A 24,085-nucleotide genomic window follows, 5' to 3' on the forward strand; every position below is an offset into this window, starting at 1 on the left:
TTCCCCCTCTGTATCGACAGCCTCATGGCCACACGCGCTCGCGTGCCGGTGCTTTTTGCGCGCTGGCGGTCTCGGCGTCCGGCGTTTCAAAGAACAGGCCGCCTGTGGCGCGGCGCGGCACCATGGTCTGCACGGCCTGCCCGCTGCCGGCAACGCTGACCTGGCGTACGGCGACCGGCCCGGCCGCGGCCATGAGCACGGCCGCCGGATTGCTCGCCGAAGCCGGAGCTGCGGGCTGGCGGTCCGGCTCGGGTTGCGGCTGGGCCTGCGCCTTTTCTTCAATGCGTACCGCCGCCTGACTGTCGGTTGGCACCGGCTCTGCCGGTACCCGAGCGGCCTCAGGGACGGCCAGAACGACTGCGGTGGCGACAACCGGCGCGGGCGGAACCCGAACGGCCGGCGGGGCCTGCCGCTCCTCCGTCAGCGGTACAGCATTTTTGATAGCCGACTGGGCCGGCTCCATCTTGGCCGGCGGCGCAGATGGCCAGGTGGCAGGCAAGGCTGCCGCAGCAATGGCGGCCGTTGCGGCTTGCACGGCGGCTACGCTTTGAACAGGCACGGACACGGCATAGGCTGGCTGCGCCACAGCGCCCGGATGGCGGGGCCTGGATGCATCGAATCCGCCCCCCGACACCAGCCACTGGTTCGAGACCAGAGACCTGGCTGCTGCCTCGGGCGCCGACGACGGCTCCCTAGGGGCCGGCAGCGGCCGCATCGCCGCAGGATCCGGTTCAGGAGCGGTTTTTTTGGGCAGGGCAGGCTCGGCAATTTTGGCCCCGGGGACGGCTGCGCTGGTTGTACTCGCAGGCTCTGCAAGCATCGCCCTGCCGGCGGCGGAGAGATTGACGACCTGTCCGGTGGGCAGGGGCTCGGCCTTGCTGGCCCGGGCCGCATCCTGCTGCCATGCGCCGGCCTGCTCCCTCACGGCTTGCTGGGTCTGTGCATCCAGCTTGCGCTGGCGCATGAATTCCTCGGCCTGCGGGGTCTGGCCGCTGAGCATCATGAACAGGCTCAGATTGACATTGACCTGCGCATCCTCGGGGCTGAGCTGGGCGGCCTGCATCAAGGGAATGCGCGCCGCATTCAGATCGTGCGCACGCAGATAGGCATAGCCCAGATCCGTGAGCAGGCGCGGATTCACCGGGTTGCTGCGCCTGGCCAGCTCCATCTGCTGGGCCGCCAGGCCGAAATCCCCCTGCTCGGCCGCCACGCGGCCCAGACCGTAACGCGCCACACCGTCATGGGCTCCGCCCAGCAGGCTTTGGTAGAGAGTGGCCGCCGCATCGGGCTGGCCCACCTGGCGCAGAGCATCGGCACGCAGCAAACGCGATTCGGCCGAGGCTCCCCACTGCCTGTCCAGAGCATCCAGATGCGCGATGGAGGCATACCACAGCGACTTGGCCTGCATCTGCCTGACCAGCGCCAGGTATGTGTCCTGGGTGTTGACCACCGGCTCTTTTTCCAGCGGCATCTCTGCCGCGGCCTTGGCCGCCGGTGAAAGCGCGGGCTGAGCCTGTCCCATCAGGCTGCCCATGCCGGAGCAACCCGAGAGCACGGCGACGGCCAACGCCGCCAGCGACAGTCCCAGGGCTTGATTTTGGTTTGTCATTTGTTCATGGCTCCCAACGCCCGGATCACGGCCAGAAAGCCGGGACCGGCGGTAACAATGATCAAGGCCGGCAGCAGCGTCATCACCATGACGCCGGTCATCTTGACCGAGATCTTCCCTATCAGCTCTTTCATCTTGGCCTTGCGCTGCTCGCGCAAGCGGTCGCCAAAGACCCGCAGCGGCTCCTGCACCGCACCGCCGTATTTGTCGATCTGGATCATCAACGAGGTCAGGCCCGCCAAGTTCTCGTTCTGGTAGACCTCGCTCATGCGGCCAAACGCGCGTTCACGCGTGCTGCCGCGGCTGTACTGCTGATTGGCCAGCTGCACTTCGCGCGAGAGCACGGGCATCACATGGCCGAAGTCGGAGCCTATGACCTGCAGCGTCTGATCCAGGCTCATGCCCGTGCCCTGCAGCAGGCCCAGCAGGTCCACCAGCAGCGGCAGCTCGCGTGCCACACAGGCCTTGCGCCGCGCCGCCACACGCAACAGCACCCACTTGGGTAGCAGAAAGCCCACGGTGAAGGCTGCGAACAGCCAGAACACCAGCATTGGGCCGCGCGCAAACACCATGGCGACCAGCAGGGGTAGCAGCAGTGCACAGGCGCAGCGCGCCAGCAGGTACTGCAGCTGCGCCCGGGTGGAACCCCAGCCGCAGCGCCCCAGCAGGGCCCGGTCCTCGCCCGCCACCAGCGCCTTGCCCCAGGAGGTGTTGAGCCAATGCAGAGGCAAAGCCTCGCCCGCGTTCAGGGAGCGCAGCATCTCCATCGGCTTGCTGCTGGCGGCCACTGTCGCCACGCCGCTGCGGTCCAGCGCGGCCTGCACCGCCTGGCGGCTGCGCTTCTGGCGCTGCTGCACCTGGACGATGGCGCCGGCTGCAATCAGCGCCGCCAGCACCAGCAGGACCAAGCTCGACAGCAGTAGCAGGCGCCAGGTCTCCATCAATCGGCCCCTTCTTCCAGCTTGGCCATGCGGTAGAGCAGCGCCACGCCCAGCATCTGCAATGCGACGGCGGCCCAGATGATGTTGCGGCCGCTCGGGTCTTCCCACATGCGCAGAAAGTAGCCCGCATTGAAGGAGATGATGAGCCCGCAGACGGCAATCGGCAGCAGGCTCAGCACCCAGGCCGACATGCGCGTCTCGGCCGTCATGGCGGACAGATCCAGCTCGGCCTGTTCGCGGTCGCGCATGAAGTTGGCCACGCGCTCCATCAGCAGGTCCACGCGCCCGCCATAGCGCACGCTGATGCGCAGGATGGCAGCCAGCAGATGCAGCTCGTCGAGCTGCGTGCGCCTCGCCATATGGGCAATCGCGTTTTCCAGGTCCATGCCCGCGCGGGTCAGGCTCGCGGCTTTTTCCATCACCGGCTGCAACGGCTCCTTGGTCGTGGCCGCCGCCAGCTGAAACGCCGCCTGCACGGCATTGCCCAACGTGACCAGGCGCACCATATTGTCCAGAAAGGCCGGCAGCTGCCGTGCCAGTTGCCAGCGGTATTTCTGGGCCCGCGTCAGCAGCAGGAAGAAGAAGCCGATGCACAGCACGACCAGGGCCGCGCTGGCGGCCAGCCAGTCCGCGGCGAAGCCGGTCAGCAGAAACACCAGTGCGATCGACGCGAGCCCGCCATAAAAAAGCCTCGCGCCGATGGCTCCGACCAGGATCGCGGGAACAGGCCAGCGGGCTTTTTGCTCTTGCGACAGCAAGGCATCCGCGGCCGAGGCGTCGAAAGCCGGGGCAGCGATCTCGCGCGCCGTCAAACCGGCGGCGGCGGCCGCGCTTTTTTCCAGGCTCCGTTGCAGATGCTCGGCCATTTTGCGGTTTTGCTGCTGCCTGCTGGCAAACACCCACAGCGCCACGGCCGCCGCCACGATCAGCAGGGCCAGGCTCAGCAGCAAAAAAGCATGGCTAGGCATGGCGCGCTCCCGCGGCGTTGCCGGCATGCTGCAACACCGCGCGGTAGCGTGCCAGCTTGGGCGAATGCGGCACCAGGCCCAGGGTAGCCCAACGCTCCAGATCCTCGCCATCGGGCTGCGGCAACAACTCGTGCCGGTACAGCTCCTGCGTGGCGATCACGCTATCGATGATGCCCGTCACCTCGGTGATCGAGGTGATGCGACGCTTGCCATTGGGCAGACGGCTGATCTGCACGATGAAGTCCAGGGCGTTGGCAATCTGGCGCCGCAAGCTCACCTCGCTGCCTTGAAAGCCCGCAAACCCCGCCAACATTTCCAGACGGTGCAGGCATTCGCGCGGCGAACTGGCGTGAATCGTGGCCATTGATCCGTCATGGCCGGTGTTCATGGCCTGCAGCATCTCCAGTACCTCGGAGCCGCGCACCTCTCCCACCACGATGCGATCGGGACGCATGCGCAGGCTGTTGCGCAGCAGATCGCGGATCGATACCACTCCCGCGCCTTCAAAACCACCTGGCCGGCTTTCCATGCGCACCACATGGGGGTGAGGCAGGCTGAGCTCGGCCGTGTCCTCTATCGTCACCACGCGTTCGGCCGCAGGGATGTAGCCGGCGATGGCGTTGAGCATGGAGGTCTTGCCGCAGCTGGTGCCGCCGCTGATGAGGATATTGCAGCGTTCGCGCACCGCCAGCTCCAGCAGCCTGGCCATGCCTTCGTCCATGGTGCCGAACTCGACCAGGTCCTGCACGCGCAGCGGATCACTGCGGAACTTGCGGATGGAGACCGCGGGGCCGTCCAGCGACAGCGGCTCGATCACCACATTGATGCGTCCCCCATCCGGCAGGCGCGCATCCACCATGGGGGTGGACTCGTCCAAACGGCGCCCCAGCGGCGAAATGATGCGGCGCACTATGCGCAGCACATGGGCGTTGTCGGTGAAATGCAGAGTCTCCCGCTGCAACACGCCTTTGCGCGAGACAAACACCTGTTGATAGCCGTTGATCAGAATGTCCTCGACCTCCGGATCGGCCATCAGATCATCCAGCGGCCCCAGGCCCGACAGCTCCTTGTTCAGCGCCTGGGCTATCCATTGCACCTCTTCGTCGTTGACGGGAAAGCGCTGCTGACGCACAAACTGCTCCAGCTCCTGCTGCACAAACTGCCGCACCCGGCCCGCAGACCATTTGGCGAACACCGCGCCCAGCTCTTCCACCCGCGTGAGCAGATGCTCGTGCGCCACGTTCTTGATCAGCAGCAACTGCTTGGAGTCCGAGAAATCATTGCGTTTCTCGGCAAAAACAATGTCCATGCTCATTCGCTTCTCCTCAAGCGCCTGGCCCATTGACCCAAAATGCCTGGCGAGGACGGATCGGCCGCGAACGGGTCACCCAGCAAGGAGCGCGCCATGACTCGCACCGAGGTCACATAGGGATCGCCGCGCGAGGTCTGCGACAGCAGCTGTCCCGAACTGGCCGCCGCGAGCAAGGCAGTGGCACGGTCCGGCAGCACGTGCAAAAGTTCCAGCCCGAGGCGCAGTGCCACCTCCTTGGCCGGCAACCCGGCCTGAGGATTGAAACGGTTCAGCACCAGCTTGAGCATGCGGCGCTCAATTCCCTTGGACTCCAGTTCCTTGACCAGCTGGGCGGTGGAAATAATCCCGCCCAGGGACTGGTCGCACACCACCCAGGCTGACCCGCATTCGCGCAGCACGGGCTCCAGGAAATCCGTCTGCACCATGCCCCCCAGATCGATGACCTGGGCTTTCAGCAGGCCCTTGAGCGTTCTGAGCACATTGGCGGCTGCCACGGGGCTGACCTCGCGCAGCAGGCTCAGATCTGCGGGCCAGGCCATGGCGGCCGTGCCGGTAAAGTGCTTTTCCACCGCCGAGTCCAGCAGCGTGGCGTCCAGCCGGCGCAGATTCTGTACCGCATCCACAAAGTTGAAGTGGCCCGTGACGCTCAGATAGAGCAGTCCATCACGCGCCGGCAGACCCAGATCCAGCAGAGCCGCATAGGCCTTCTCTTCCTGAGTTGCAGAGTTCGCTCCGAGCTTGCGCGCAACCTGGCCGCGGCGCGCCGCGCCACGCATGTCATGCGCATGTATTTCCTGCAGCATCACGGCCAGGTGCGTGGCCAGCGTCGTCACGCCCAGGCCCGCGCGGCCGCCCAGCAAGGGCAGGACGATATTGCCGGCCTCGGCCTCTGTTGCCACGGGCGAGGGCGAAGGAGCTGCCGGCGCCTGCAGCTGATGCCTGAAGGCGGCGAATGCCTCGGCCTCGCTGGCATCCCAGTTCACGAATTCGGTCACGCCGCAGCGCAGCGCAGCCAACATGGACGCGGAGTCCGCCGCCGAGCCCGCGCCCATCAGCACCACGCCGGGCCAGCCGCTGCGCAGATCGCCCGCCAGCAGGACGGCGGTTTCTGTGCCTGGTGCGGAGAAATCCAGCATCACCATGCCCAGACCCGGCGCTTGAAGATAGGGCGTCAACTCGGCCACATCCGGCGACACAGGGATCACCTCGGCCTCGTCGCCAAGAGCGCTGGCCAGCCAGAAGGCATGGGCGGACGAGTGCGTTGCCAGCACCACACGCACCGTCCCGGCCAGGCCTGCGGGCGGTGCGGCCTTGAGATCGGAAGAGTCCGTGCGCGTATTCATGGCTGGATCTTTGCCTCAGCGAGAAAATCCCGGCGCCACGCTGCCGGACAGACCGCCGGCCAGCCAGGGGCCCCAGACCATGGGGTCGCGCTGCTCGCTGCGCCCCGGCAGCAGCTGCTCCACATTCACATCGCGCGCCAGCGGCTTGACCAGGCGCGGCGTGACCACGATCGCCAGCTCGCTTTCCTTCTGGTTGAACTCCTGGCGCTTGAACAGCACGCCCAGAATCGGGATATCACCGAGCAGAGGCACTTTGTCGGTGCCGGACATCGTATTGCGGCTGACCAGACCGCCGATCACAAAGCTCTCGCCATCACCGAGTTCCACCGTGGTGTCTGCGCGGCGCGTGGTGATGGAGGGCACGGAGGTTCCGCTCAGCAAGATGCTGTTGGCATAGTCGAGCTCGCTGGCCTCGGGAGCGACCTTCAGCACGATGCGGTCGTTGGAAAGCACGGTCGGCGAAACCGTCAGGCCTATGCCATAGGGCTTGTACTGAATGGCCACCAGACCGGTGCCCGCGGGCACCGGAACCGGCACTTCACCGCCCGACAGAAAGTTGGCGCTTTGCCCGGACAAGGCAACCAGCGTCGGGGCCGCTAGGACCCGCGCCAGATTGTTGCCCTCGAGCATGCCGATATTCACGCCGATGCCGGCCTTGTCAAACTGCATCAACAAATTGAAAGCCTGGGTCAACGGGTTCAACGAAGACCCAGGAATGGAGCTTCCCCCACCTCCGTTGTATGAGCCACGACCAAAAATTCCGAAACTGAAGCCTGAACTATTGGGGCCGGTACTGAAAAGATTGAGTCCTACCTTCTTCAACAGCGTCTTGTTGAACTCGACGACCTTGACCTCGACCTGGACCACATTGCTTTTGAGCTGAACGCTGGAGAGATCCACGGTCTTCACCTTGTCGCCGGATTGGGCCGCGGCCAGCTCATTTGCGAATTGCTGCTCGATCAGGCTCGAGGCCCTGGCCGTGCGCAGCTCCACCCGCTGCTGCACCTGAAGCAAATAGGTCTGGGCCTGGGCTTCGCCGCGCGGCCAGACCAGGAAGGAGGTATTCCCTGGCTTGAGTGGCGTCAACAGAATCTTGGCCGCGGCCCCCTTGCCTGCGCGCTTGATATGCACGCCGGCCACGGTGTCATCCGCAATGGCGATGCGCTCCACGCCGGAGGGCAGGTCCAGTTCATGCTGAGAGCCCATCACCAGCTTGAGCTCACGCGCACCCGCTTGCCGGAACGCTGCGCTGTCTGCAGCGCTTGCCGCCTGCTGCGCCAGCGCGGAGCCGCCCAACATCAGTCCGGCGAGACTGCACAGCACAAGCCAGCGGTTCACATGCATGCGGTGATCGGATGCAGCAGAGTTCTTGTTATTCATGTCAGTACCGCACGGTTTGGGAGCTGGCCCCGCGCACGAACTCAACGGCCAGCGAAGAGTCTGCAGCCACCTTGGTCTGCGGCTGCGCGGGCTTCGCAGCACCAGCGGTCACGGGCTTGACGGCGCTCATATGCAGAGCAGTCCCTGTCGATCCCGCCAGACCACTCATGGCCACACCGGCCTGCGCCGCATCGGCGCCTTCCAGCGGAGTCCCGGTCAAGCCCCCCCTGGGCATGGCCACCGCCAGCACACCTGGCAACGGCGTGAACTTCGCCATATCGGGCTCGCCGGTATCCGCAGGATTGCGCAGCGCCAGAACCAGGCTTCCGTTGAGGCCGCCCAGCGCCAGGCGGCTGACCTCGGCCACCGGCACGGAGAGCACGGCAGTGCGCGCGCTGTCGGGAGCCGCGGCCGGCTTGCCCTCGTGCTTTTCCGAGGTCGTCAGCGCATCCACGGAAGCCGCCCCATAGGCCAGCACTCTTTTGCGTGAAAGCAGCAAGCGCGCCTGGCTCTGGTCGATCTCGTTGCCGTCGCGGCGCAATACAAAAAAGACATCGACAAAGTCGCCGGGGCGGATGCGATTGCCGGCGCCGATGCTTTCATCGACCTTGACCGCAACGGCCCGTTCGCCTTCGGGCACCTTGAGCGCCAGACCGGTCGCCATTTGCCCTTTGAGAACCGGTGCGCCTTTGGGAATATCGACAGCGGGCACAAAACCCACAGCGGCCTGGACATCGTCATACGCGCCGTCGGGAGCCGAAAGCAGCGCCGCAATCTGCAGGTCTTCGGCCTTGAGCGCCTGGCCGGCGGCAATTGTTCTTGCAGCCACGACCACATTCACGGTCGCTGCGGCTTTGAGCTCGCTGGCTGAAGTCTGCGCCTGGGCCGCCGATGTCTTTGATGACCTGGCAAGCATCCATCCATACATGCCCAAAGCCAGCGCAACCGCCAGCAAAATACCGACCGCTACCTTCGCAACATTCACCATAAGTCCCTCTTTGGAGCCCTCTACTCAAACCGGGCTTGATTGCTGTATTCAGTCCATCAGATTGATCTGCACCACAGCTTTTCCATGCAGGAAATTGGGTGTGGGCAGGCTCATCAAAGGCCCCAGCAATTTGGGAATCAAGGGAGCAGTCGCATAGCTGTAGTTCACCTGCATGGTTACGCAGTTGACCTGCTTTGGATCATTGGATGCCGTAAAAGATGCCACGCCGCACAGCCCCGAGGTCGCGTACAGGCCGGCTGCGCTGCTGACACTGTTGCCACAGGCTGCGGCCCCCAAACCGGCACCTAGCTTTCTCAACCAGTCGAGAGCGACGCTGGCCGTAGAGCAGGCGGCAGCAAGGCGCGCCTGCAATTGAGCGGCCTGGCTCAAAGTCCCGCCGCCAGCAGCCACCGGATAGCGCACGGCGGCCCTTGCGCCTTCGGCCGCCGCCAGAGTCAGGGTCTGCTGGGCGGCAAAAATCAGGCCGTAGGTAACGATGGCATAGAAGATCAGAAAAAATATAGGAAACAGAATTGCGAACTCAATTGCAGCAGCGCCATATTGTGGATTTTTAGTTCGCATGCTCTTCTTTCCGGTTTTTTATTTATCCAACATCAAAACCATCACGGTAGCCATTGAAAGATAGGTTACATAAGGGATAAACTTCTTTCGCCCATCTTCAGACCCATCGCTCCAATTTATATCCGGATTGAAAAAAAACTTTAAATTACTGCGCACAACAAACCCATGCGCAATTACCAGGCAGCAGCTTAAAACCCAGATGGGAACCAATAGCTCCCACCCCACCCATGCGCCAAGTACAGCGGAGAACTTCACATCGCCTGCCCCCATCACGCCCAATCCATAAAAAATCAGAAACGCAAAAAAAGCAATCAAACTTCCAAACAATCCATCTTTCACGGTTATGTTGACTGGATGCTTTTCAGGTATCAGCATCATGGAAGTGATCGCCAATACCAGACCCAAAATCACAAGCCAGTTAAAGCATTTCCTAAATCTTGCATCAAGGATTGCAGATATACACAACCACAAAAGAAACAAAAAACTCATTTCATGGAAGTGCGTTGGTAATCGTCTGGAATACCCCTTGCAGCCTCCCACTCAGAAGCCCAAGCACCGTCACCAAGGCCACAGCAATCAATCCCGCAATCAGCCCATATTCAATAGCCGTAGCGCCTTCTTCATCACGCAGGAATTTGACGATTTTGTCTTTCATGATCAGCTCCTTTAACAATGAGGTTTGTGGATCGCTGTGGCTGTTTTGACCATCGCGGAACTGATCTTACAAAACTAGAAACATCTTGAAATATTTGAAATGACTATCAACAACTACAGCAAATAGCCATCGACAATTGCAACTCGTTCAAAGTCATGCCCAAAAAAAATAAAAACATCAACAAAAACAATAAATTACGTTAACAAGAAGAAACCACGCCAGCGCTTCTAGCACTCTTCTCACGGCATTTTTCCTATTCAATCTACGCGAACTTCATTCATTTCCTACAAATTAATAGATTTCGTCCTACATTGATCTATCGGGCAAACCCTTGTTTACAGGTTTGCAAATAAAAAAACCTGCATTGAGCAGGTCTTTTAAAACATGGGCGCCAGTGTGGAATGGCCGAATTTCGGCAACTCACTGCAAGGCTTTGATCAATCTGAGCGCGATGTCCTTGAGCGGTGGCTCAAGACTTCTATAGCACTCCAGCAAGCGCTGTTCATCACCAGGCAACGGAGTCGCTTCATTCTGCAAGCCCGCGACCAGCTCCAGCGCCGTGGTCTGCAGCGCCAGCGCCAGGCGCGAGAGGGTGTCGTTCTTGAGGCTGCGTATGGCCCCCGATTCAATCTGCGAAATGGCGGAGGCCGTGACCTCCGCCATCTGCGCCAGCCGCCCCTGGCTTAGCCCCAGCTCCAGCCGCCGTGCGCGTATGCGTTCACCAATATGTTTCATGGCGATCCACCTCTATTGCATACGGCCTATCAAACTGCCGTTGCCCACGCGAGAGCCGCCTCTCGGCGAGGGCGCCGCCCCCCTTTGGGGGGAAGGCGCGCAGCGCCTCAGGGGTGATCATTTACCGTGGCACTTCTTGAACTTCTTGCCGCTGCCGCAGGGGCAGGGGTCGTTGCGGCCCGGCTGCTCGCCCTTGACGATGGTTTCCTGGCGCGGGCCCATGCTCTTCCAAATCTGGCGCAGATCGTAAGTGGCCCAGATGGCTTCGCCAAAGGCGTTCACGCGCTCCTCGCTGGTGGAGGCGGGGCCGTTGTCGTCATACATGCAGATGACAGGCGTGCCGGTGTCGTCCTCGGTCAGCGCGACGATGGCGTTGAGCGAGTCGTTGAGCCACTGGGCCGCTTCCTTGTCCTTGGGAGCCGCCCATTCTTCGGCCCAGTTCTCCACCACGAACATAAAGCCCAGGGCCCAGATCTGGCCGAAGGACGGGATTTCGCTGGCATCGATCTCGGCACGCTCTTCCTCGGGCAGGCTGAGCACGGCGCCGCGGGTGTCCATGGCTTCGGGGTGGAAGGCATGCTCGTCTTCCAGCGACTTGACGTTGGTATCGAGCTGCTCGCGCACTTCGGCCAGGCGCAGCTCGAACAGCTGCAGAAAGCGCGCTTGCTGGGCTTCGTCCTTGAAGACTTCCAGCTTGGGCAGCGGCTTGCCAGCCTCCACTTCCAGGGACTCGCCGTCGCCCAGCAGCATGGGCAGATATTCGGCGGCCTCGATGGGGCGGCGCGTGCAGACCAGAGCGGTCAGGAAACCGTCGCAGAACTCCCACTGGGGGATTTCTTCGCCGCGCGTGCGCAGCTCGTCGAGCAGGTCGTCGAGTTCCTCGAGCTGGTCGTTGCTCAGCGCGCCTTGGGGCAGATCGGAGAGGGCTGCGTCTTCGGCAGCAGGGGTGCTTGCTTGTTCTTGCATAGGGAAGGCTTTTATGATGGCCCGGACTGTTTCCGCCACATGGGGAGCAGGACCGGGGAAGAGGGCCGATGCATCCGGGACGGATGCACGCATACGGAGCGGAAGTTTAGCGGCCCACCAGCAACATACCCGGCCATGGGAGTATCTGCACAGTGCATCGCCTTCTGAATAGTCTGCCCTCGCGCTATAGCGCGCTTGCCATTTCCGCGCTGGTGCTTTGCATCTCGCTCTACCGTCTGATCCAGGCAGGCACAGGCCTGTGGTGGCTGATCGCCTCGGCCCTGCTGGTGCTGCTGGGCATCTGGGATCTGGTGCAGAAGCAGCATGCCATCCTGCGCAACTACCCCATCATGGGGCACTTCCGCTTCCTGTTCGAGTTCATCCGTCCCGAGATCCGCCAGTACTTCATCGAAGGCGACACCGAGGCCCAGCCTTTTTCGCGCTCCCAGCGCTCGCTGGTATACCAGCGCGCCAAGGGCCAGGTGGACAACCGCCCGTTCGGCACCCAACTCGATGTGGGCGCTCATGGCTACGAGTGGGTCAACCACTCCATGCAGCCGACCAAGCTGGGCTCGCACGACTTCCGCGTCTGGATAGGCGGTATGCCCGACCAGCCCCGGCAAGGCGTTGAGCCCTGCTCCAAGCCCTATCAGGCCAGCGTCTTCAATATCTCGGCCATGAGCTTCGGCGCGCTCTCGGGCAATGCGATCCAGGCGCTGAACCAGGGCGCCAAGATGGGCGGCTTCATCCACGACACCGGCGAAGGCTCGATCAGCCAGTACCACCGCCTGCATGGCGGCGACCTGATCTGGGAAGTGGCCTCGGGCTATTTTGGCTGCCGCAATGCCGACGGCAGCTTCAGCGAGGAGAAATTCGTCGCCAACGCCACGGACCCGCAGGTCAAGATGATCGAGATCAAGCTCAGCCAGGGCGCCAAGCCCGGCCATGGCGGGGTACTGCCCGGTGCCAAGGTGACGCCTGAGATCGCGGCCGCACGCGGCGTGCCCCAGGGCGTGGACTGCATTTCCCCTTCCAGCCACAGCGCCTTCTCCACGCCCGTGGAGCTCATGCAGTTCATCGCCAGGCTGCGCCGCCTGTCGGGCGGCAAGCCCACGGGCTTCAAGTTCTGCGTGGGCCACCCCTGGGAATGGTTTGCCATGGTCAAGGCCATGCAGGAGACCGGCATCACGCCGGACTTCATCGTCGTCGACGGTGCCGAGGGCGGCACGGGAGCAGCGCCCGTGGAGTTCGTCGACCATGTGGGCGTGCCGCTGCAGGAAGGACTGCTGCTGGTGCACAACACGCTGATCGGCGTGAATCTGCGCGAGCGCATCAAGCTCGGCGCGGCCGGCAAGGTGATCACGGCCTTCGACATCGCGCGCATGATGGCCCTAGGCGCCGACTGGTGCAACTCGGGCCGCGGCTTCATGATGGCCCTGGGCTGCATACAGGCGCAAAGCTGCCATACCGGCACCTGCCCCACGGGCGTGACCACCCAGGACAGCGTGCGCCAGCAGGCACTGGTCGTGCCGGACAAGGCCACCCGCGTGGCCAATTTCCACCGCAACACACTGCATGCGCTGCTGGAGCTGGTGCAGGCCGCGGGGCTCAGGCATCCCAACGACATCACGGCCCACCATATCGTGCGCCGGCTCGACGACACCCAGGTCAGCCTGCTGTCCAATCTGATCCTGCGCGTGGAGCCCGGCAGCCTGCTCAAGTCCCTGGACCAGCAGCACAAGGTGTTCCAGAACTACTGGCCGCTGGCCTCGGCCCAGAGTTTCCAACCGCGGCAGGAGCTCATGCTCGAACCTTCGGCTGCGGGCCGCGCCGACACGGCACAATCACAGGCTTTGCCCTTGCGCAACGGCATCTGGACCTGATCGCCGGCGCCAGGCATTTGACAGACTGCAAGCCGTGCTCCCACAGGATATTCCCGATCAAGCCAAGACACCGCCTGCGCAGAATGCTATTGATTACGAAGCTTTCCTGCGCGCGCACCTGAACCAGCCGCACAGCATCATGCGCTATGAGCAAGCGCATGAGACGCTGTGGGTCAAACGGGCCAACCGGGGCAATCCGGCCCTCAATTACTGGCTGCTGAGCACGCTGGCCAGGCTGTTCAGAGCCGCCGTGCTGCAGCCCGTCCCCAACCCCGGCGGAGCGGCCTCCATACGGACCGAAGAGCGGCGCCTGCGCGGCTTCCGGACCCTGGGCCTGCGCGTGCCCCAGGTTCTGGCCACGGCCGAGCAGGCTTTTGTGATGCGCCATCTGGGCCGCCCCGGCGAGGAGGCGCCCTCGCTGAGCAATGCGATCGAAAGCGCCATCGCCCAGGGTGCGCCCGCCGTGCTGCAACTGTGGCAGCAAGGCCTGGACGCGATACGCGAGGTCCATGCCAAGGGAGAGGTCCTGAGCCAGGCCGTGGCCCGCAATATGGTGGTCTGCAGCGATGGCGTGATCGGCTTCATCGACTTCGAGGACGACCCGGCCGCCCACCTGCCCCGTGCCGTGTGCATGGCACGGGATGCGCTCAACTATGCGCAGTCCACCGCCCTGTTCCTGCAGCAGGCCGGAGCCATGGAGCCGGCGCAGCAGCAATGGAGAGCGTTTGTCAGCGACATGCCGCTGCAGGCGCAGCAGGTGCTGCGCCGCACCGTGAGCAAGCTGGGCTGGGTGCGGTTTCTGCCGCGCAGCAAGCGCCTGGGGCGCGACACGCTGCGCGTGCTTGCGGCCCATGACCTGCTGACCGCGACAGCGGCCTGAGCACGCAACATGCATAGCTGCCTCCGCAGACTGGTATTGGGCTGCAGCGCGAATAAAGCATAAAAAAGCCCCGGCCGTTAGGCCGGGGCTTTTTGCCATCTATCCGCCAGATCAGGCGCGAACCGGAGCGGCCGTCTCGGTTGTCTCAACCGTCTCGACAGGTGCCGGATTGCCCTCCAGCGCGGCGTTCAGCTTGTTGTAGTCCAGCGCATTTTCCCAGCGCGACACCACCACGGTGGCCACGGCGTTGCCGACGAAATTGGTCAGCGAACGGCATTCGGACATGAAGCGGTCCACGCCCAGAATCAGCGCCATGCCGGCCACCGGCACTTCGGGCACCACGGCCAGGGTGGCGGCCAGGGTGATGAAGCCGGCGCCCGTCACGCCCGCCGCACCCTTGGAGCTCAGCATGGCGACCAGCAGCAGGGCAATCTGGTGACCCAGGGTCAGGTGGGTATCGGTGGCCTGGGCAATGAACAGCGCGGCCAGCGTCATATAGATGTTGGTGCCGTCCAGGTTGAACGAGTAGCCGGTGGGCACGACCAGGCCCACGACGGACTTGCTGCAGCCGGCTTTTTCCATCTTGTGCATCAGCGACGGCAGAGCGGACTCCGAGGAGGAAGTGCCCAGCACCAGCAGCAGCTCGGCCTTCAGGTAGCGAATCAGCTTGACCACGGAGAAGCCGCACACGCGGGCCACCAGGCCCAGCACCACCAGCACGAACAGCAGTGAGGTGATGTAGAAGGTGGCGACCAGCTCGGCCAGGTTCAGCAGCGAGCCCAGGCCGAACTTGCCGATGGTGAAGGCGATGGCGCCGAACGCGCCGATGGGAGCGGCCTTCATCACGATGTTCACCAGCTGGAACACGGGAGCGGTGAGCGACTCGAGGAAGTTCAGCACCGGCTTGCCGCGCTCACCCACCATGGCCAGGGACACGCCGAACAGCACGGCCACGAACAGCACCTGCAGGATGTTGTCGCCCACGAAGGGGCTCATCAGCGTCTTGGGAATGATGTCCATCGCAAAGCCGACGATGGTCAGGTCATGCGTCTTGGCCACATAGGAATTGACTTCCTTCTGGTCCAGGTCGGCCGGGTTGATGTGCATGCCGGCACCGGGCTGCATCACATTGGCCACGATCAGGCCCACGATCAGCGCCAGCGTCGAGAAGGTCAGGAAGTAGGCCATGGCCTTGACGAACACGCGGCCCACGGCACGCAAATGGGTCATGCCCGCAATGCCGGTCACGATGGTCAGGAAGATCACGGGAGCGATGACCATCTTCACCAGCTTGATGAAGGCATCGCCCAGGGGCTTGAGCGCCGCGCCGTACTGGGGCTCGAAATGGCCCAGTATCACGCCCAGAATGATGGCACACACTACCTGGAAGTAGAGTTGGCGATAAAAAGGCAGATGCTCGGGTTGAGCGTTTGCTGTGGGCAGGGCTTGCACGCTGCGTCTCCGGAGAACAAAAAAGAAAACGCACCACTGAGGTGCGCCGTGTTGTTTCCGTTTGTACCGCTGCCCTGTTTTGGCGCCGATAACCTATTGGTATTAGATGCCGGCCGCTCCCTGGGGAAGATCGGCCTCACCTAGGGAAATCACCTAGAACCTACACTCTCTTCCGCAACATCGTTTTCCTATTTTCAAGCCTTGTCCATGCGCTTCTTCCGTCACCGACTGCTCTGGACCGTGCTCGTCATCCTGCTGGGCACGGTGGCGAGCATGCTGGTGGCCAGCCAGATCGCGCTACGTACCTCCTTGCTCGAGGAAAACCGCAGCGTGCAGCGCCAGCTCAGCCTCTACGCCCAGGCCCTGGTGCAGCGCATAGACCGCTACCGCACCCTGCCCGAGGTCCTGGCGCTCGACGATCGGCTCAAGGCCGCGCTGAGCCATCCGCTGAGCCGCGCCGAGGTCGACCAGCTCAACCGCAAGCTGGAGCAGGCCAACGGTGCCAGCGAGGCATCGACGCTGACGCTGATCAATCTTCAGGGCAAGGCCATCGCTGCCAGCAACTGGCGCGACGCGCACAGCAACGTCGGCGAGGACTACAGCTTTCGCCCCTATGTGCAGCAGGCCCTGGCCATGGGCAGCGGCCGCTTCTACGGCATAGGCATGACCACGGGCGTCGCGGGCTATTTTCTTTCGCGGGCGATCTTTGCGGACGACGGCTCGGCGATCGGGCTGATCGCCATCAAGATCGCTCTGCATGAGCTGGAGAGCGAATGGCAGCTGTCGCCCGACATCGTGCTGGCCTCGGATTCGCGCGGCGTGGTCTTTCTGGCCAGCAGCGACGACTGGCGCTACCGGCTGCTGACTCCGCTGAGCGAGGACGACCGGCTGGAGCTCGAGGCCACGCGCCAGTACGCCAACCAGCATCTGCGGCCGCTGAACTACCGCGTGGACAAGCACACCGGCGCGGGCGGCCTGCTGGCCAGCTTCAGCGAGCCTCGGCTTGGCAAACCCGTGCTCTGGCAAAGCCTGCAGCTGCCGGAGCTGCAATGGCAGCTGCACCTGCTGCACAACACGGAAAACAGCCTGGCCGCGAGCCGCTGGGCCGCCCTGGCCTCCGCCGGCCTGTGGCTGGCGCTGTCGCTGCTGGTGCTGTTCGTGCGCCAGCGGCAACGCATGGCGGCGTTGCGCCAGCGCAGCCGCCAGGAGCTGGAGACCGTGCTGCACCAGCATGCGCAGGAGCTGCGCACCGCGCAGGACGGCATAGTCCAGGCCGCCAAGCGTGCCGACACCGGGCTCTCGCGCAGCCTGCAGCATCTGCCGCAGGGCGTGGTGGTGATAGACGAGCAGCTGCGGCTCGTGGCCTGGAACTCGCGCTATGTCGAACTGTTCCGCTATCCGGCGGAGCTGATGCGCGTGGGCCAGCCCATAGAGAGCCTGCTGCGCCACAATGCGCGCCGCGGCCTGCTGGGCAAGGCCGATGTCGAGGAAGCGATTGCGCGGCGCCTGCAGCATCTGCGCAGCGGCACCCCCCATCTGCATGAAAGCGCCAAGGGCGACGGCACGGTGCTGGAAATCCGCGGCAATCCGCTGCCCGACGGCGGCTTTGTCACCAGCTATGCCGACATCACCAGCTACAAGAATGCGGCGCGGGAGCTGCGCTCTCTGGCCGATGCGCTGGAGCAGCGCATCGCGGAGCGCACCCGCGACCTGGATGCCGCCAGGCGTGAGGCCGAGCGCGCCAACCGCTACAAGACGCGCTTCGTGGCCGCCGCCGTGCACGACCTGCTGCAGCCGCTGAATGCGGCACGCATGTACAGCAGCCTGCTGCCCGCGCATCTGCACGACGCGGCGGGACGCCAGGTGGCCCACAGCATCGACCAGGCGCTGGCTTCGCAGGACGCCATACTCACCAGCCTGCTCGACATTGCGCGCATGGAGTCGGGCCAGCTGGAGACGCATGTGCGCGACTTTCCCCTCAACGCCCTGCTGGAGGTGGTGCAGAACAATTTCGGCATGCAGGCCGAGAGCGAAGGCCTCAAGCTGCGCTGCCTGCCCACGCGCGCCGTGGTGCGCAGCGACGAAGCGCTGCTGCGCCGCATTCTGCAGAACTTTGTCTCCAACGCCATACGCTACACGCGCAAGGGCCGCATCGTCGTGGGCTGCCGCCGCATGGGTGGGCAGCTGCGCATCGAGGTGCACGACCAGGGCCCGGGGATTCCGGAGAGCCTGCAAAAGGAAATCTTCGAGGAGTTCCGCCGCCTGGACGAGGGCCATGCCGACGACCGCGGCACCGGCCTGGGCCTGGCCATCGTGGAGCGCCTGGGCAAGCTGCTCGGCCATGAGATCGGGCTGCGCTCCCAGCTGGGCCGAGGCAGCGTTTTCTGGGTCAGCGTGCCGCTGGGCGACGCCCAGGCCATCGCCCCCCCTCCCCAGGCCGCCGATGCCGTCACCGCAGACGCCGGGCCGCTGCAAGGCGGCAGCGTCTGGTATGTGGAAGACGACCCGCCCACCCGCGCCGCCACCTGCACTCTGCTGCAGCGCTGGGGCTGCCGGGTGCCGTTTGCCGGAGGCGCGCCCGAAGCCCTGGCCCTGGCTGCGCCCGGCAACGCACCGCAGCTGGTGCTGCTGGACGTGCATTTGGGCCAGCTTTACGGCCCCGACATCTACGCCGTGCTGTGCGAGCGCTGGGGACAGACACCGCCGGTCATACTGCTGACGGCCGAGGGCGACAGCACCTTGCGCCGCCAGGCCGCCGAGCGCGGCTGGGGCTTCCTGGCCAAGCCCGTGCGGCCGCCGGCGCTGCGCGCGCTGATGAGCCAGATCCTGTTGCGCCAGCCCCGAAGCGAGCCGCATTGAGGTCAGGGCGCGGGCGAACATGCGCGGGCTCCGGCGGCCCCGATCTCGATGTCGCCTAGGCCGCCTCCGATGAGCCGCGATCCAGCACCACGCGGTTGCGGCCCGAGGCCTTGCCCGCATACATCGCCGCATCGGCACGCGAAACCATGGCCTCGCCCGGCTCTCCGGGCCGGTACTGGCTCACGCCCACGGTGCAGCTGATCTGGATATCGGCATGCACCCGCAGCAAGGCCGTCTGCTGGCGTATGCGCTCCAGCAGCACCTGGGCCTGATGCAGTTCGGTATCGGGCATTATCAGCAGGAACTCCTCGCCGCCATAGCGCCCGGCGCAGTCGCTGGCCCGGATCTGCGTGAACAGCAGCCGGCCGAAAGCTCTCAGCACCGCATCGCCGCCATCATGGCCGTAGCGATCGTTGATCTGCTTGAAGTGATCGATGTCCAGCAGGCCCACGCACAGCGGACGCCCATGGCGCGCCGCGGCCTCGATGCACTGGTGCAGCCTCTCCGTCACCCCCTTGCGGTTGGCCACTCCGGTCAGCTCGTCGAAGCGGACCAGCTCCTCGATCTGCGCCAGGGCCTCGGCCAGCTTGTCGTGGGCCGCGCGCAGCCGGTACTGCATGCCGCGGAAATAGGTGACCAGCAGGCTGCAGCGGAACACGCCGCCCACCATGACGGCAAAGGCCAGCAGCTGACCGGCCAGGGTGTCGGTGGTCATGCGCATCTGCGGCCCCTTCAGATAGATGATCACGGCCACCGCCACCAGAGTGCCGCTCCAGGTCATCCAGAAGCTGGTGCGCCGACGAGCCAGGAATCCATCGGCACTGAAAGCCAGCAGCATCACCATGGCCTGGAACGCCACCTGAGGCTGGGCCAGCAGCAGGCCCAGCACGGCGCTGATGGACAGCAGCTGGTGCATGAGGAACAGCCCGGGATCGCGCCGGGTCTGGCTCCAGCCGCTGGCATAGGCCCAGGTGATGAAGCCCATGCCTGCGACCACCCACAGCCCGTACCAGAGCACGGCGCTCCAGTCCGCATAGCCGGCCCAGCAATGCCCGAGAAACAGCGCAAATGCGTAGACATGGCTGAGCATCACGGAGATATGCAGCTGCCAGGTACGCTTGCGCCAGCGCTCGAACTGCGCAGCGTCTGTATGCAACAGGGAAGAGACCTCGGGCCCCCACAGCAGGTGAGCTCGCGCTTGTTGCGAAGGTGCATTCGACTGCGTCATTGCACAGGTGATCCGGTGGCGGGCAAAAAATGTGTCTTATTGTGTCACCGCCACCCCTGCCGGCCTATTGGCGGCGACGCCAGCTGCCATCAGAGTTCATGCCCGTTCTCCAGGCTCTTGACCAGTACCGCCGCCTGGGTGCGGCTGTAGCACTCCAGCTTTTTGAGGATCGCCGTCACATGCACCTTCACGGTGTTTTCGGCCAGCCCCAGCTCGTGGGCAATCTGTTTGTTCAGCAGTCCGTCGGCCAGGCACAGCAACACCCGGAACTGCTGGGGCGTGAGCTGGGCCAGCTTGGCCGCCAGCGCGGCATCGGCCTCCGAGCGCTCCGGCGCCATGGCCGGGAACCAGTTGTCGCCATCCAGAACCGCGGACATGGCCAGGCCCATGTCCTGGGCCGAGGCCGACTTGGAGATAAAGCCCGAGGCGCCAAACTGGTGGGCCCGGCGGATCACCCGCGGATCATCGTTGGAGGAAATCACGACCACGGGCACTTGCGGATATTCGCCGCGCAGATGCAGCAGCGAAGAGAAGCCGCGTGCGCCCGGCATGGTCAGATCCAGCAGCACCAGCTCGATTTCGGGATGCTCCTGCATGGCCGTGCCCACCGTCTGGGCACTGGCGGCTTCCAGAATTCTGTATTGCGGAAAGCTTTCATGCAGCACCTGGATCAGCGCTGCGCGAAACAGCGGGTGATCATCGGCAACAAGTAAGGTGGGCTCTGACATGCTCGCCAGTCTGCCACGTCGGGCCTTCACCCGGCCCGGCTGGGCCTATGCGGCTCAGTCGTCGTCGCCGTGCAGGGCCGCATAGAGCTTGTCGTAGTCCAGCGCGTTCTCCCAGCGCGAGACCACCACGGTGGCAACCGCATTGCCCATGAAATTGGTCAGGGAGCGGCATTCGCTCATGAAGCGGTCCACACCCAGGATCAGCGCCATGCCGGCGATCGGAATCTCGGGCACCACGGCCAGCGTGGCGGCCAGGGTGATGAAGCCCGCGCCCGTCACGCCCGCCGCACCCTTGGAGCTGAGCATGGCCACCAGCAGCAGGGCCAGCTCATTGCCCAGTGTCAGATGGGTGTCGGTGGCCTGGGCGATGAACAGCGAGGCCAGCGTCATATAGATGTTGGTGCCGTCCAGATTGAACGAGTAGCCGGTGGGAACGACCAGGCCCACCACGGACTTGCTGCAGCCCGCATGCTCCATCTTGTGCATCAGCGACGGCAGGGCCGATTCCGAGGACGAGGTACCCAGCACCAGCAGCAGCTCGGCGCGGAGATAGCGGATCAGCTTGAAGATGGAAAAGCCGCAGATATGCGCCATGGCCCCCAGAATCACCAGCACGAAGACCAGCGAGGTGATGTAGAAAGTGCCCACCAGCCAGGCCAGATTGACCAGGGACTCGATGCCGAACTTGCCTATGGTGAAGGCGATCGCGCCAAACGCCCCCAGGGGCGCGGCCTTCATCAGAATGCTCACCAGCTTGAACACCGGGGCCGTGAGCGCTTCGAGAAAGTTCAGAATGGGCTTGCCCGCCTCGCCCACCATAGCCAGCGCAATGCCGAACAGCACGGCCACGAACAGCACCTGCAGAATGTTGTCGCCCACCAGCGGACTGACCAGGGTCTTGGGAATCACGTCCATCAGAAAGCCGATCAGGGTCATCTCGTGCGACTGGGCGACATAGCCCTTCACGGCCGCCTGATCCAGATCGGCCACATTGATGTGCATGCCCGTGCCCGGCTCCACGATCTTGGCGATCACCAGCCCCACCACCAGCGCCAGCGTGGAGAAGAACAGGAAATACACCATGGTCTTGACGAACACCCGGCCCACCACGCGCAAATGGGTCATGCCCGCAATCCCGGTGACTATGGTCAGAAAGATCACCGGCGCGATGATCATCTTGACCAGCTTGATGAAAGCGTCGCCCAGAGGCTTGAACTTGGCGGCCAGCGCGGGCTCGAAATAGCCGAGCAGCGCGCCGATCACAATGGCGACGACGACCTGGAAATAGAGGTGCCGGTAGAAGGGCAGATGCTGTGGCGCTGCGCCGGGAGTGACGGGTTGCATGCGATCCTCCAAATCTGCAGCGCCGGCTATGGATGTGGGCGGCTGCCTGGAGAGATGTTGCGTTGCCGACTGCCATTGCGCTTGTCAGCGAACCGCCCATGCGAGGGGCGGCGCTCTCCTATCCGCGCTGGCGCGGGTCTGCGGCTACAGGCTGGCGGCCGCGCGATAGCCCAAGCTGGCGCTCACGGTGCGCGCCTCGGCGCAGACGGCTAGCGCAATCGGCCCCCGCGGGTCGGGATCGAAGCCGCCGCTGGCGCCCAGCGCGCACAGCACGCCCACCACATGGCCCGTGTAGTCGTAGAGCGGCGCCGCCACGGCGCTGATGCCCGGCAGATTGGTATCGCGTATGGCCGCGCAGCCCGCGGCACGGATCTCGGCCCGCAAGCGGCCCATAGGGTCCTCGTCGTCCAGCAGCGCGCGCCGGGCCGCCGAGGCCTGACCCAGCTCCTGCAGCGCCAGCGCATCCACCTGGCGGCGGTCGTCCATGAAGGCAAAGAAGGCGCGCCCCGTGGCCGACCACAGCATGGACATGACGGAGCCCACGCGCACATTGACGGTGACGGGCAGACTGGGCTCTTCGAAGCGCACGATGACCGGCCCCAGATTGCCCATGACGGCCACAAAGCTGGTCACCTGCAAGGTCTCGCGCAGATGCACGAGAGCCGGTTCGGCCACGCGTATCGGGTCGCTCTGGCGCATCGCCGCCAGACCCACGCGTATGGCTTCGCTGCCCAGCGCGTACTGGGTGCCGCCACGGTCCTGCTCGACCAGACCTTCGGCCATCAGGCTGGCCAGATAGCGGTGCACCTTGGCCGGACTTTCATTCACCGCCGCCCCTATGGCCGTGAGGCTGGCGCGACCGCCCAGCCCGGCCAGAGCCTTGAGCACGGCCAGACAGGTCTCGGCCGCCTGCACACGCTGGCGGCGCTCGCGCCCGGCCTCGGCGCCGGACTCCGGTGGCTGCGCCGCATCTCCGGCGCCAGGCCGAGGCCCGGGCTTTTTCTTACTCTCGATTTTCATAGCTGTATGCAATTGTCCCTGCTGCACTGCAAGGCAGTTCTATCACGGGCTCCAGGCGGCCTATGGAAATCCCTTGGCTCAAATTTACGCAATGCGTATAAAAATTACGCAAATCAATACACCGCATTAAAGCGGAGAAACCGACCGGGGCCACACCCCGGCAAACCCGCAAACCACCCCCGCCAAGGAGACACCTTCGATGAACAAACGCCTTTTTACCGCCTCGGTCCTGGCCACCAGCATGCTGTGGCTGGCGGGCGCGCCCGCGCAGGCCCAGGACAAGTTCCCCGGCAAGAACGTGCGCTGGATCGTGCCCTACGCGGCCGGCGGCGGCTCGGACTTTCTGGCCCGCACCATAGGCCAGGCCTGGGGCGCCCAGGTGCACCAGCCCATCGTGGTGGACAACCGCCCGGGCGGCAACACGGCCATCGGTGCATCGGAGACCGCGCGCGCGGCCGCGGACGGCTATACCGTGCTCTCGGCCGACAACGGCACGCTGATCTTCAACCCCGTGCTCTACAAGAGCCTGAGCTACAACCCCGGCAAGGATCTGACGCCCGTCACGCTCATGGGCCGCTTCCCCATGATTCTGGTCGCCGGTCCGGGCGAGAAGTCCAAGACCGCCAAGGAGTTCCTGGCCGAGGCCAAGGCCAGCAAGGACGGCATCAACTACGCCTCGGCCGGCGCGGGCAGCCCGCACCATCTGGCCATGGAACTGCTGAGGTCCGAGGCCGGCCTCAAGCTCTCCCACGCGCCCTACCGCGGCGCAGCGCCGGCGCTCGGCGATGTGGCCGGCGGCCAGGTGCCGGTGATGATGGTGGATCTGGCCGCCGGCGCCGGCTTCATCAAGGGCGGCAAGGTGCGGCCGCTGGCCGTGGCCAATGCCACGCGCCTGCCCCAGCTGCCCGATGTGCCCACCTTCGGCGAACTGGGCCTGCCCAACGTGCAGGCCGCGGCCCTGGTCGGCATGGTGGCCCCGGCCAAGACGCCAGCCACTGTCGTCGCTGCGCTGAACAAGCAGGTGGTAGCCGCCATCAATGAGCCCGCCGTCCGGCAAAAACTCATCGACTTTGGCGTGGAGCCCGTGGGCAACACGCCCGAGCAGTTCCAGGCCTTGATCAACAGCGAAAGCACACGCTGGCACAAGCTGATCAAGGATCTGAACATCACGCTGGACTGATTGCCCCGCTGATCTACCCCGCAGGGGCTGGC

Annotated in this window: 21 protein-coding genes; 4 read left to right on the plus strand and 17 right to left on the minus strand. The window is 64.4% G+C overall.

Features of this window, described 5'->3' with window-relative positions; all coding sequences use genetic code 11:
- Positions 1 to 22: 22 nt before the first annotated feature.
- The 12 genes from AB6724_RS14290 to AB6724_RS14345 all read right to left on the minus strand — a co-directional run bounded on the left by AB6724_RS14290 (position 23) and on the right by AB6724_RS14345 (position 11,479).
- Positions 23 to 1,609 (minus strand): hypothetical protein, encoded by a 1,587-nt coding sequence (locus AB6724_RS14290; protein ID WP_369339191.1) that lies wholly within the window; start codon positions 1,607 to 1,609, stop codon positions 23 to 25.
- Positions 1,606 to 2,550 carry a type II secretion system F family protein gene (locus tag AB6724_RS14295; RefSeq protein WP_369339192.1) on the minus strand — a complete coding sequence of 315 codons (945 nt, stop codon included), beginning with the start codon at positions 2,548 to 2,550 and terminating at the stop codon, positions 1,606 to 1,608. The genes AB6724_RS14290 and AB6724_RS14295 overlap by 4 nt, the downstream gene beginning before the upstream one ends.
- Positions 2,550 to 3,518, minus strand: a complete 969-nt coding sequence (locus tag AB6724_RS14300; RefSeq protein ID WP_369339193.1) for a type II secretion system F family protein — start codon at positions 3,516 to 3,518, stop codon at positions 2,550 to 2,552. Before AB6724_RS14300 ends, AB6724_RS14295 begins: the two co-directional genes overlap by 1 nt.
- Positions 3,511 to 4,833, minus strand: coding sequence for a TadA family conjugal transfer-associated ATPase (locus AB6724_RS14305; RefSeq protein ID WP_369339194.1), 1,323 nt, complete (start codon positions 4,831 to 4,833; stop codon positions 3,511 to 3,513). The genes AB6724_RS14300 and AB6724_RS14305 overlap by 8 nt, the downstream gene beginning before the upstream one ends.
- On the minus strand, positions 4,830 to 6,173 hold the full coding sequence (locus AB6724_RS14310; RefSeq protein WP_369339195.1) for a CpaE/TadZ family protein: 1,344 nt from the start codon (positions 6,171 to 6,173) through the stop codon (positions 4,830 to 4,832). Before AB6724_RS14310 ends, AB6724_RS14305 begins: the two co-directional genes overlap by 4 nt.
- A gap of 15 nt (positions 6,174 to 6,188) precedes the next feature.
- Positions 6,189 to 7,553: a type II and III secretion system protein family protein gene (locus tag AB6724_RS14315; protein ID WP_369339196.1), complete on the minus strand. Its 1,365-nt coding sequence runs from the start codon at positions 7,551 to 7,553 to the stop codon at positions 6,189 to 6,191.
- Position 7,554: 1 nt separating this feature from the next.
- Positions 7,555 to 8,541, minus strand: coding sequence for a Flp pilus assembly protein CpaB (cpaB, locus tag AB6724_RS14320; RefSeq protein ID WP_369339197.1), 987 nt, complete (start codon positions 8,539 to 8,541; stop codon positions 7,555 to 7,557).
- Between the two features lie 48 nt (positions 8,542 to 8,589).
- Complete coding sequence (locus tag AB6724_RS14325; RefSeq protein ID WP_369339198.1) at positions 8,590 to 9,123, minus strand: TadE family protein; 534 nt, start codon at positions 9,121 to 9,123, stop codon at positions 8,590 to 8,592.
- A gap of 18 nt (positions 9,124 to 9,141) precedes the next feature.
- The gene (locus AB6724_RS14330) at positions 9,142 to 9,612 is read right to left on the minus strand and encodes an A24 family peptidase (RefSeq protein WP_369339199.1); all 471 of its coding nucleotides are present in this window, start codon (positions 9,610 to 9,612) and stop codon (positions 9,142 to 9,144) included.
- A 1-nt stretch (position 9,613) separates the two neighbouring features.
- Positions 9,614 to 9,778, minus strand: coding sequence for a Flp family type IVb pilin (locus AB6724_RS14335; protein ID WP_369339200.1), 165 nt, complete (start codon positions 9,776 to 9,778; stop codon positions 9,614 to 9,616).
- Between the two features lie 420 nt (positions 9,779 to 10,198).
- The gene (locus AB6724_RS14340) at positions 10,199 to 10,513 is read right to left on the minus strand and encodes a helix-turn-helix domain-containing protein (protein ID WP_369339201.1); all 315 of its coding nucleotides are present in this window, start codon (positions 10,511 to 10,513) and stop codon (positions 10,199 to 10,201) included.
- A gap of 117 nt (positions 10,514 to 10,630) precedes the next feature.
- On the minus strand, positions 10,631 to 11,479 hold the full coding sequence (locus AB6724_RS14345; protein WP_369339202.1) for a YecA/YgfB family protein: 849 nt from the start codon (positions 11,477 to 11,479) through the stop codon (positions 10,631 to 10,633).
- Between the two features lie 152 nt (positions 11,480 to 11,631).
- On the opposite strand from AB6724_RS14345, the gene AB6724_RS14350 reads away from it, so the two are divergent.
- Together AB6724_RS14350 and AB6724_RS14355 are read left to right on the plus strand one after the other, a co-directional pair.
- Positions 11,632 to 13,362, plus strand: coding sequence for an FMN-binding glutamate synthase family protein (locus AB6724_RS14350; protein ID WP_369339203.1), 1,731 nt, complete (start codon positions 11,632 to 11,634; stop codon positions 13,360 to 13,362).
- 34 nt (positions 13,363 to 13,396) lie between these two features.
- Positions 13,397 to 14,242 carry a BUD32 family EKC/KEOPS complex subunit gene (locus tag AB6724_RS14355; protein ID WP_369339204.1) on the plus strand — a complete coding sequence of 282 codons (846 nt, stop codon included), beginning with the start codon at positions 13,397 to 13,399 and terminating at the stop codon, positions 14,240 to 14,242.
- 111 nt (positions 14,243 to 14,353) lie between these two features.
- Here AB6724_RS14355 and AB6724_RS14360 read toward each other — a convergent pair whose 3' ends face one another.
- The gene (locus tag AB6724_RS14360) at positions 14,354 to 15,694 is read right to left on the minus strand and encodes a dicarboxylate/amino acid:cation symporter (protein WP_369339205.1); all 1,341 of its coding nucleotides are present in this window, start codon (positions 15,692 to 15,694) and stop codon (positions 14,354 to 14,356) included.
- Between the two features lie 207 nt (positions 15,695 to 15,901).
- Here AB6724_RS14360 and AB6724_RS14365 point away from each other — a divergent pair, with 207 nt between their 5' ends.
- Positions 15,902 to 18,553, plus strand: a complete 2,652-nt coding sequence (locus AB6724_RS14365; RefSeq protein ID WP_369339206.1) for a hybrid sensor histidine kinase/response regulator — start codon at positions 15,902 to 15,904, stop codon at positions 18,551 to 18,553.
- A gap of 55 nt (positions 18,554 to 18,608) precedes the next feature.
- Here AB6724_RS14365 and AB6724_RS14370 read toward each other — a convergent pair whose 3' ends face one another.
- From AB6724_RS14370 to AB6724_RS14385, 4 genes are all read right to left on the minus strand, one after another.
- Positions 18,609 to 19,709 carry a GGDEF domain-containing protein gene (locus AB6724_RS14370; protein WP_369339207.1) on the minus strand — a complete coding sequence of 367 codons (1,101 nt, stop codon included), beginning with the start codon at positions 19,707 to 19,709 and terminating at the stop codon, positions 18,609 to 18,611.
- Positions 19,710 to 19,870: 161 nt separating this feature from the next.
- Positions 19,871 to 20,509 carry a response regulator gene (locus tag AB6724_RS14375; protein WP_369339208.1) on the minus strand — a complete coding sequence of 213 codons (639 nt, stop codon included), beginning with the start codon at positions 20,507 to 20,509 and terminating at the stop codon, positions 19,871 to 19,873.
- Positions 20,510 to 20,563: 54 nt separating this feature from the next.
- Positions 20,564 to 21,853 (minus strand): dicarboxylate/amino acid:cation symporter, encoded by a 1,290-nt coding sequence (locus AB6724_RS14380; RefSeq protein ID WP_369339209.1) that lies wholly within the window; start codon positions 21,851 to 21,853, stop codon positions 20,564 to 20,566.
- 144 nt (positions 21,854 to 21,997) lie between these two features.
- A complete protein-coding gene (locus AB6724_RS14385; protein ID WP_369339210.1) occupies positions 21,998 to 22,873 on the minus strand; it encodes an IclR family transcriptional regulator in 876 nt (291 codons plus the stop codon).
- Between the two features lie 199 nt (positions 22,874 to 23,072).
- Here AB6724_RS14385 and AB6724_RS14390 point away from each other — a divergent pair, with 199 nt between their 5' ends.
- Complete coding sequence (locus tag AB6724_RS14390) at positions 23,073 to 24,053, plus strand: Bug family tripartite tricarboxylate transporter substrate binding protein (RefSeq protein ID WP_369339211.1); 981 nt, start codon at positions 23,073 to 23,075, stop codon at positions 24,051 to 24,053.
- Positions 24,054 to 24,085 lie beyond the last annotated feature (32 nt).

The organism is Comamonas guangdongensis, from assembly GCF_041079535.1.
Classification (GTDB): domain Bacteria; phylum Pseudomonadota; class Gammaproteobacteria; order Burkholderiales; family Burkholderiaceae_C; genus Comamonas; species Comamonas guangdongensis.

What these genes read in the sequence shown, in the direction of transcription:
- AB6724_RS14390 (WP_369339211.1), top strand. Translation starts at nt 23,073, where the DNA reads ATGAACAAACGCCTTTTTACCGCCTCGGTCCTGGCCACCAGCATGCTG.
- cpaB (WP_369339197.1), bottom strand. Translation starts at nt 8,541, where the DNA reads ATGGTGAATGTTGCGAAGGTAGCGGTCGGTATTTTGCTGGCGGTTGCG.
- AB6724_RS14380 (WP_369339209.1), bottom strand. Translation starts at nt 21,853, where the DNA reads ATGCAACCCGTCACTCCCGGCGCAGCGCCACAGCATCTGCCCTTCTAC.
- AB6724_RS14365 (WP_369339206.1), top strand. Translation starts at nt 15,902, where the DNA reads ATGCGCTTCTTCCGTCACCGACTGCTCTGGACCGTGCTCGTCATCCTG.
- AB6724_RS14300 (WP_369339193.1), bottom strand. Translation starts at nt 3,518, where the DNA reads ATGCCTAGCCATGCTTTTTTGCTGCTGAGCCTGGCCCTGCTGATCGTG.
- AB6724_RS14295 (WP_369339192.1), bottom strand. Translation starts at nt 2,550, where the DNA reads ATGGAGACCTGGCGCCTGCTACTGCTGTCGAGCTTGGTCCTGCTGGTG.
- AB6724_RS14330 (WP_369339199.1), bottom strand. Translation starts at nt 9,612, where the DNA reads ATGAGTTTTTTGTTTCTTTTGTGGTTGTGTATATCTGCAATCCTTGAT.
- AB6724_RS14310 (WP_369339195.1), bottom strand. Translation starts at nt 6,173, where the DNA reads ATGAATACGCGCACGGACTCTTCCGATCTCAAGGCCGCACCGCCCGCA.
- AB6724_RS14345 (WP_369339202.1), bottom strand. Translation starts at nt 11,479, where the DNA reads ATGCAAGAACAAGCAAGCACCCCTGCTGCCGAAGACGCAGCCCTCTCC.
- AB6724_RS14385 (WP_369339210.1), bottom strand. Translation starts at nt 22,873, where the DNA reads ATGAAAATCGAGAGTAAGAAAAAGCCCGGGCCTCGGCCTGGCGCCGGA.
- AB6724_RS14335 (WP_369339200.1), bottom strand. Translation starts at nt 9,778, where the DNA reads ATGAAAGACAAAATCGTCAAATTCCTGCGTGATGAAGAAGGCGCTACG.
- AB6724_RS14305 (WP_369339194.1), bottom strand. Translation starts at nt 4,833, where the DNA reads ATGAGCATGGACATTGTTTTTGCCGAGAAACGCAATGATTTCTCGGAC.
- AB6724_RS14315 (WP_369339196.1), bottom strand. Translation starts at nt 7,553, where the DNA reads ATGAATAACAAGAACTCTGCTGCATCCGATCACCGCATGCATGTGAAC.
- AB6724_RS14325 (WP_369339198.1), bottom strand. Translation starts at nt 9,123, where the DNA reads ATGCGAACTAAAAATCCACAATATGGCGCTGCTGCAATTGAGTTCGCA.
- AB6724_RS14290 (WP_369339191.1), bottom strand. Translation starts at nt 1,609, where the DNA reads ATGACAAACCAAAATCAAGCCCTGGGACTGTCGCTGGCGGCGTTGGCC.
- AB6724_RS14375 (WP_369339208.1), bottom strand. Translation starts at nt 20,509, where the DNA reads ATGTCAGAGCCCACCTTACTTGTTGCCGATGATCACCCGCTGTTTCGC.
- AB6724_RS14340 (WP_369339201.1), bottom strand. Translation starts at nt 10,513, where the DNA reads ATGAAACATATTGGTGAACGCATACGCGCACGGCGGCTGGAGCTGGGG.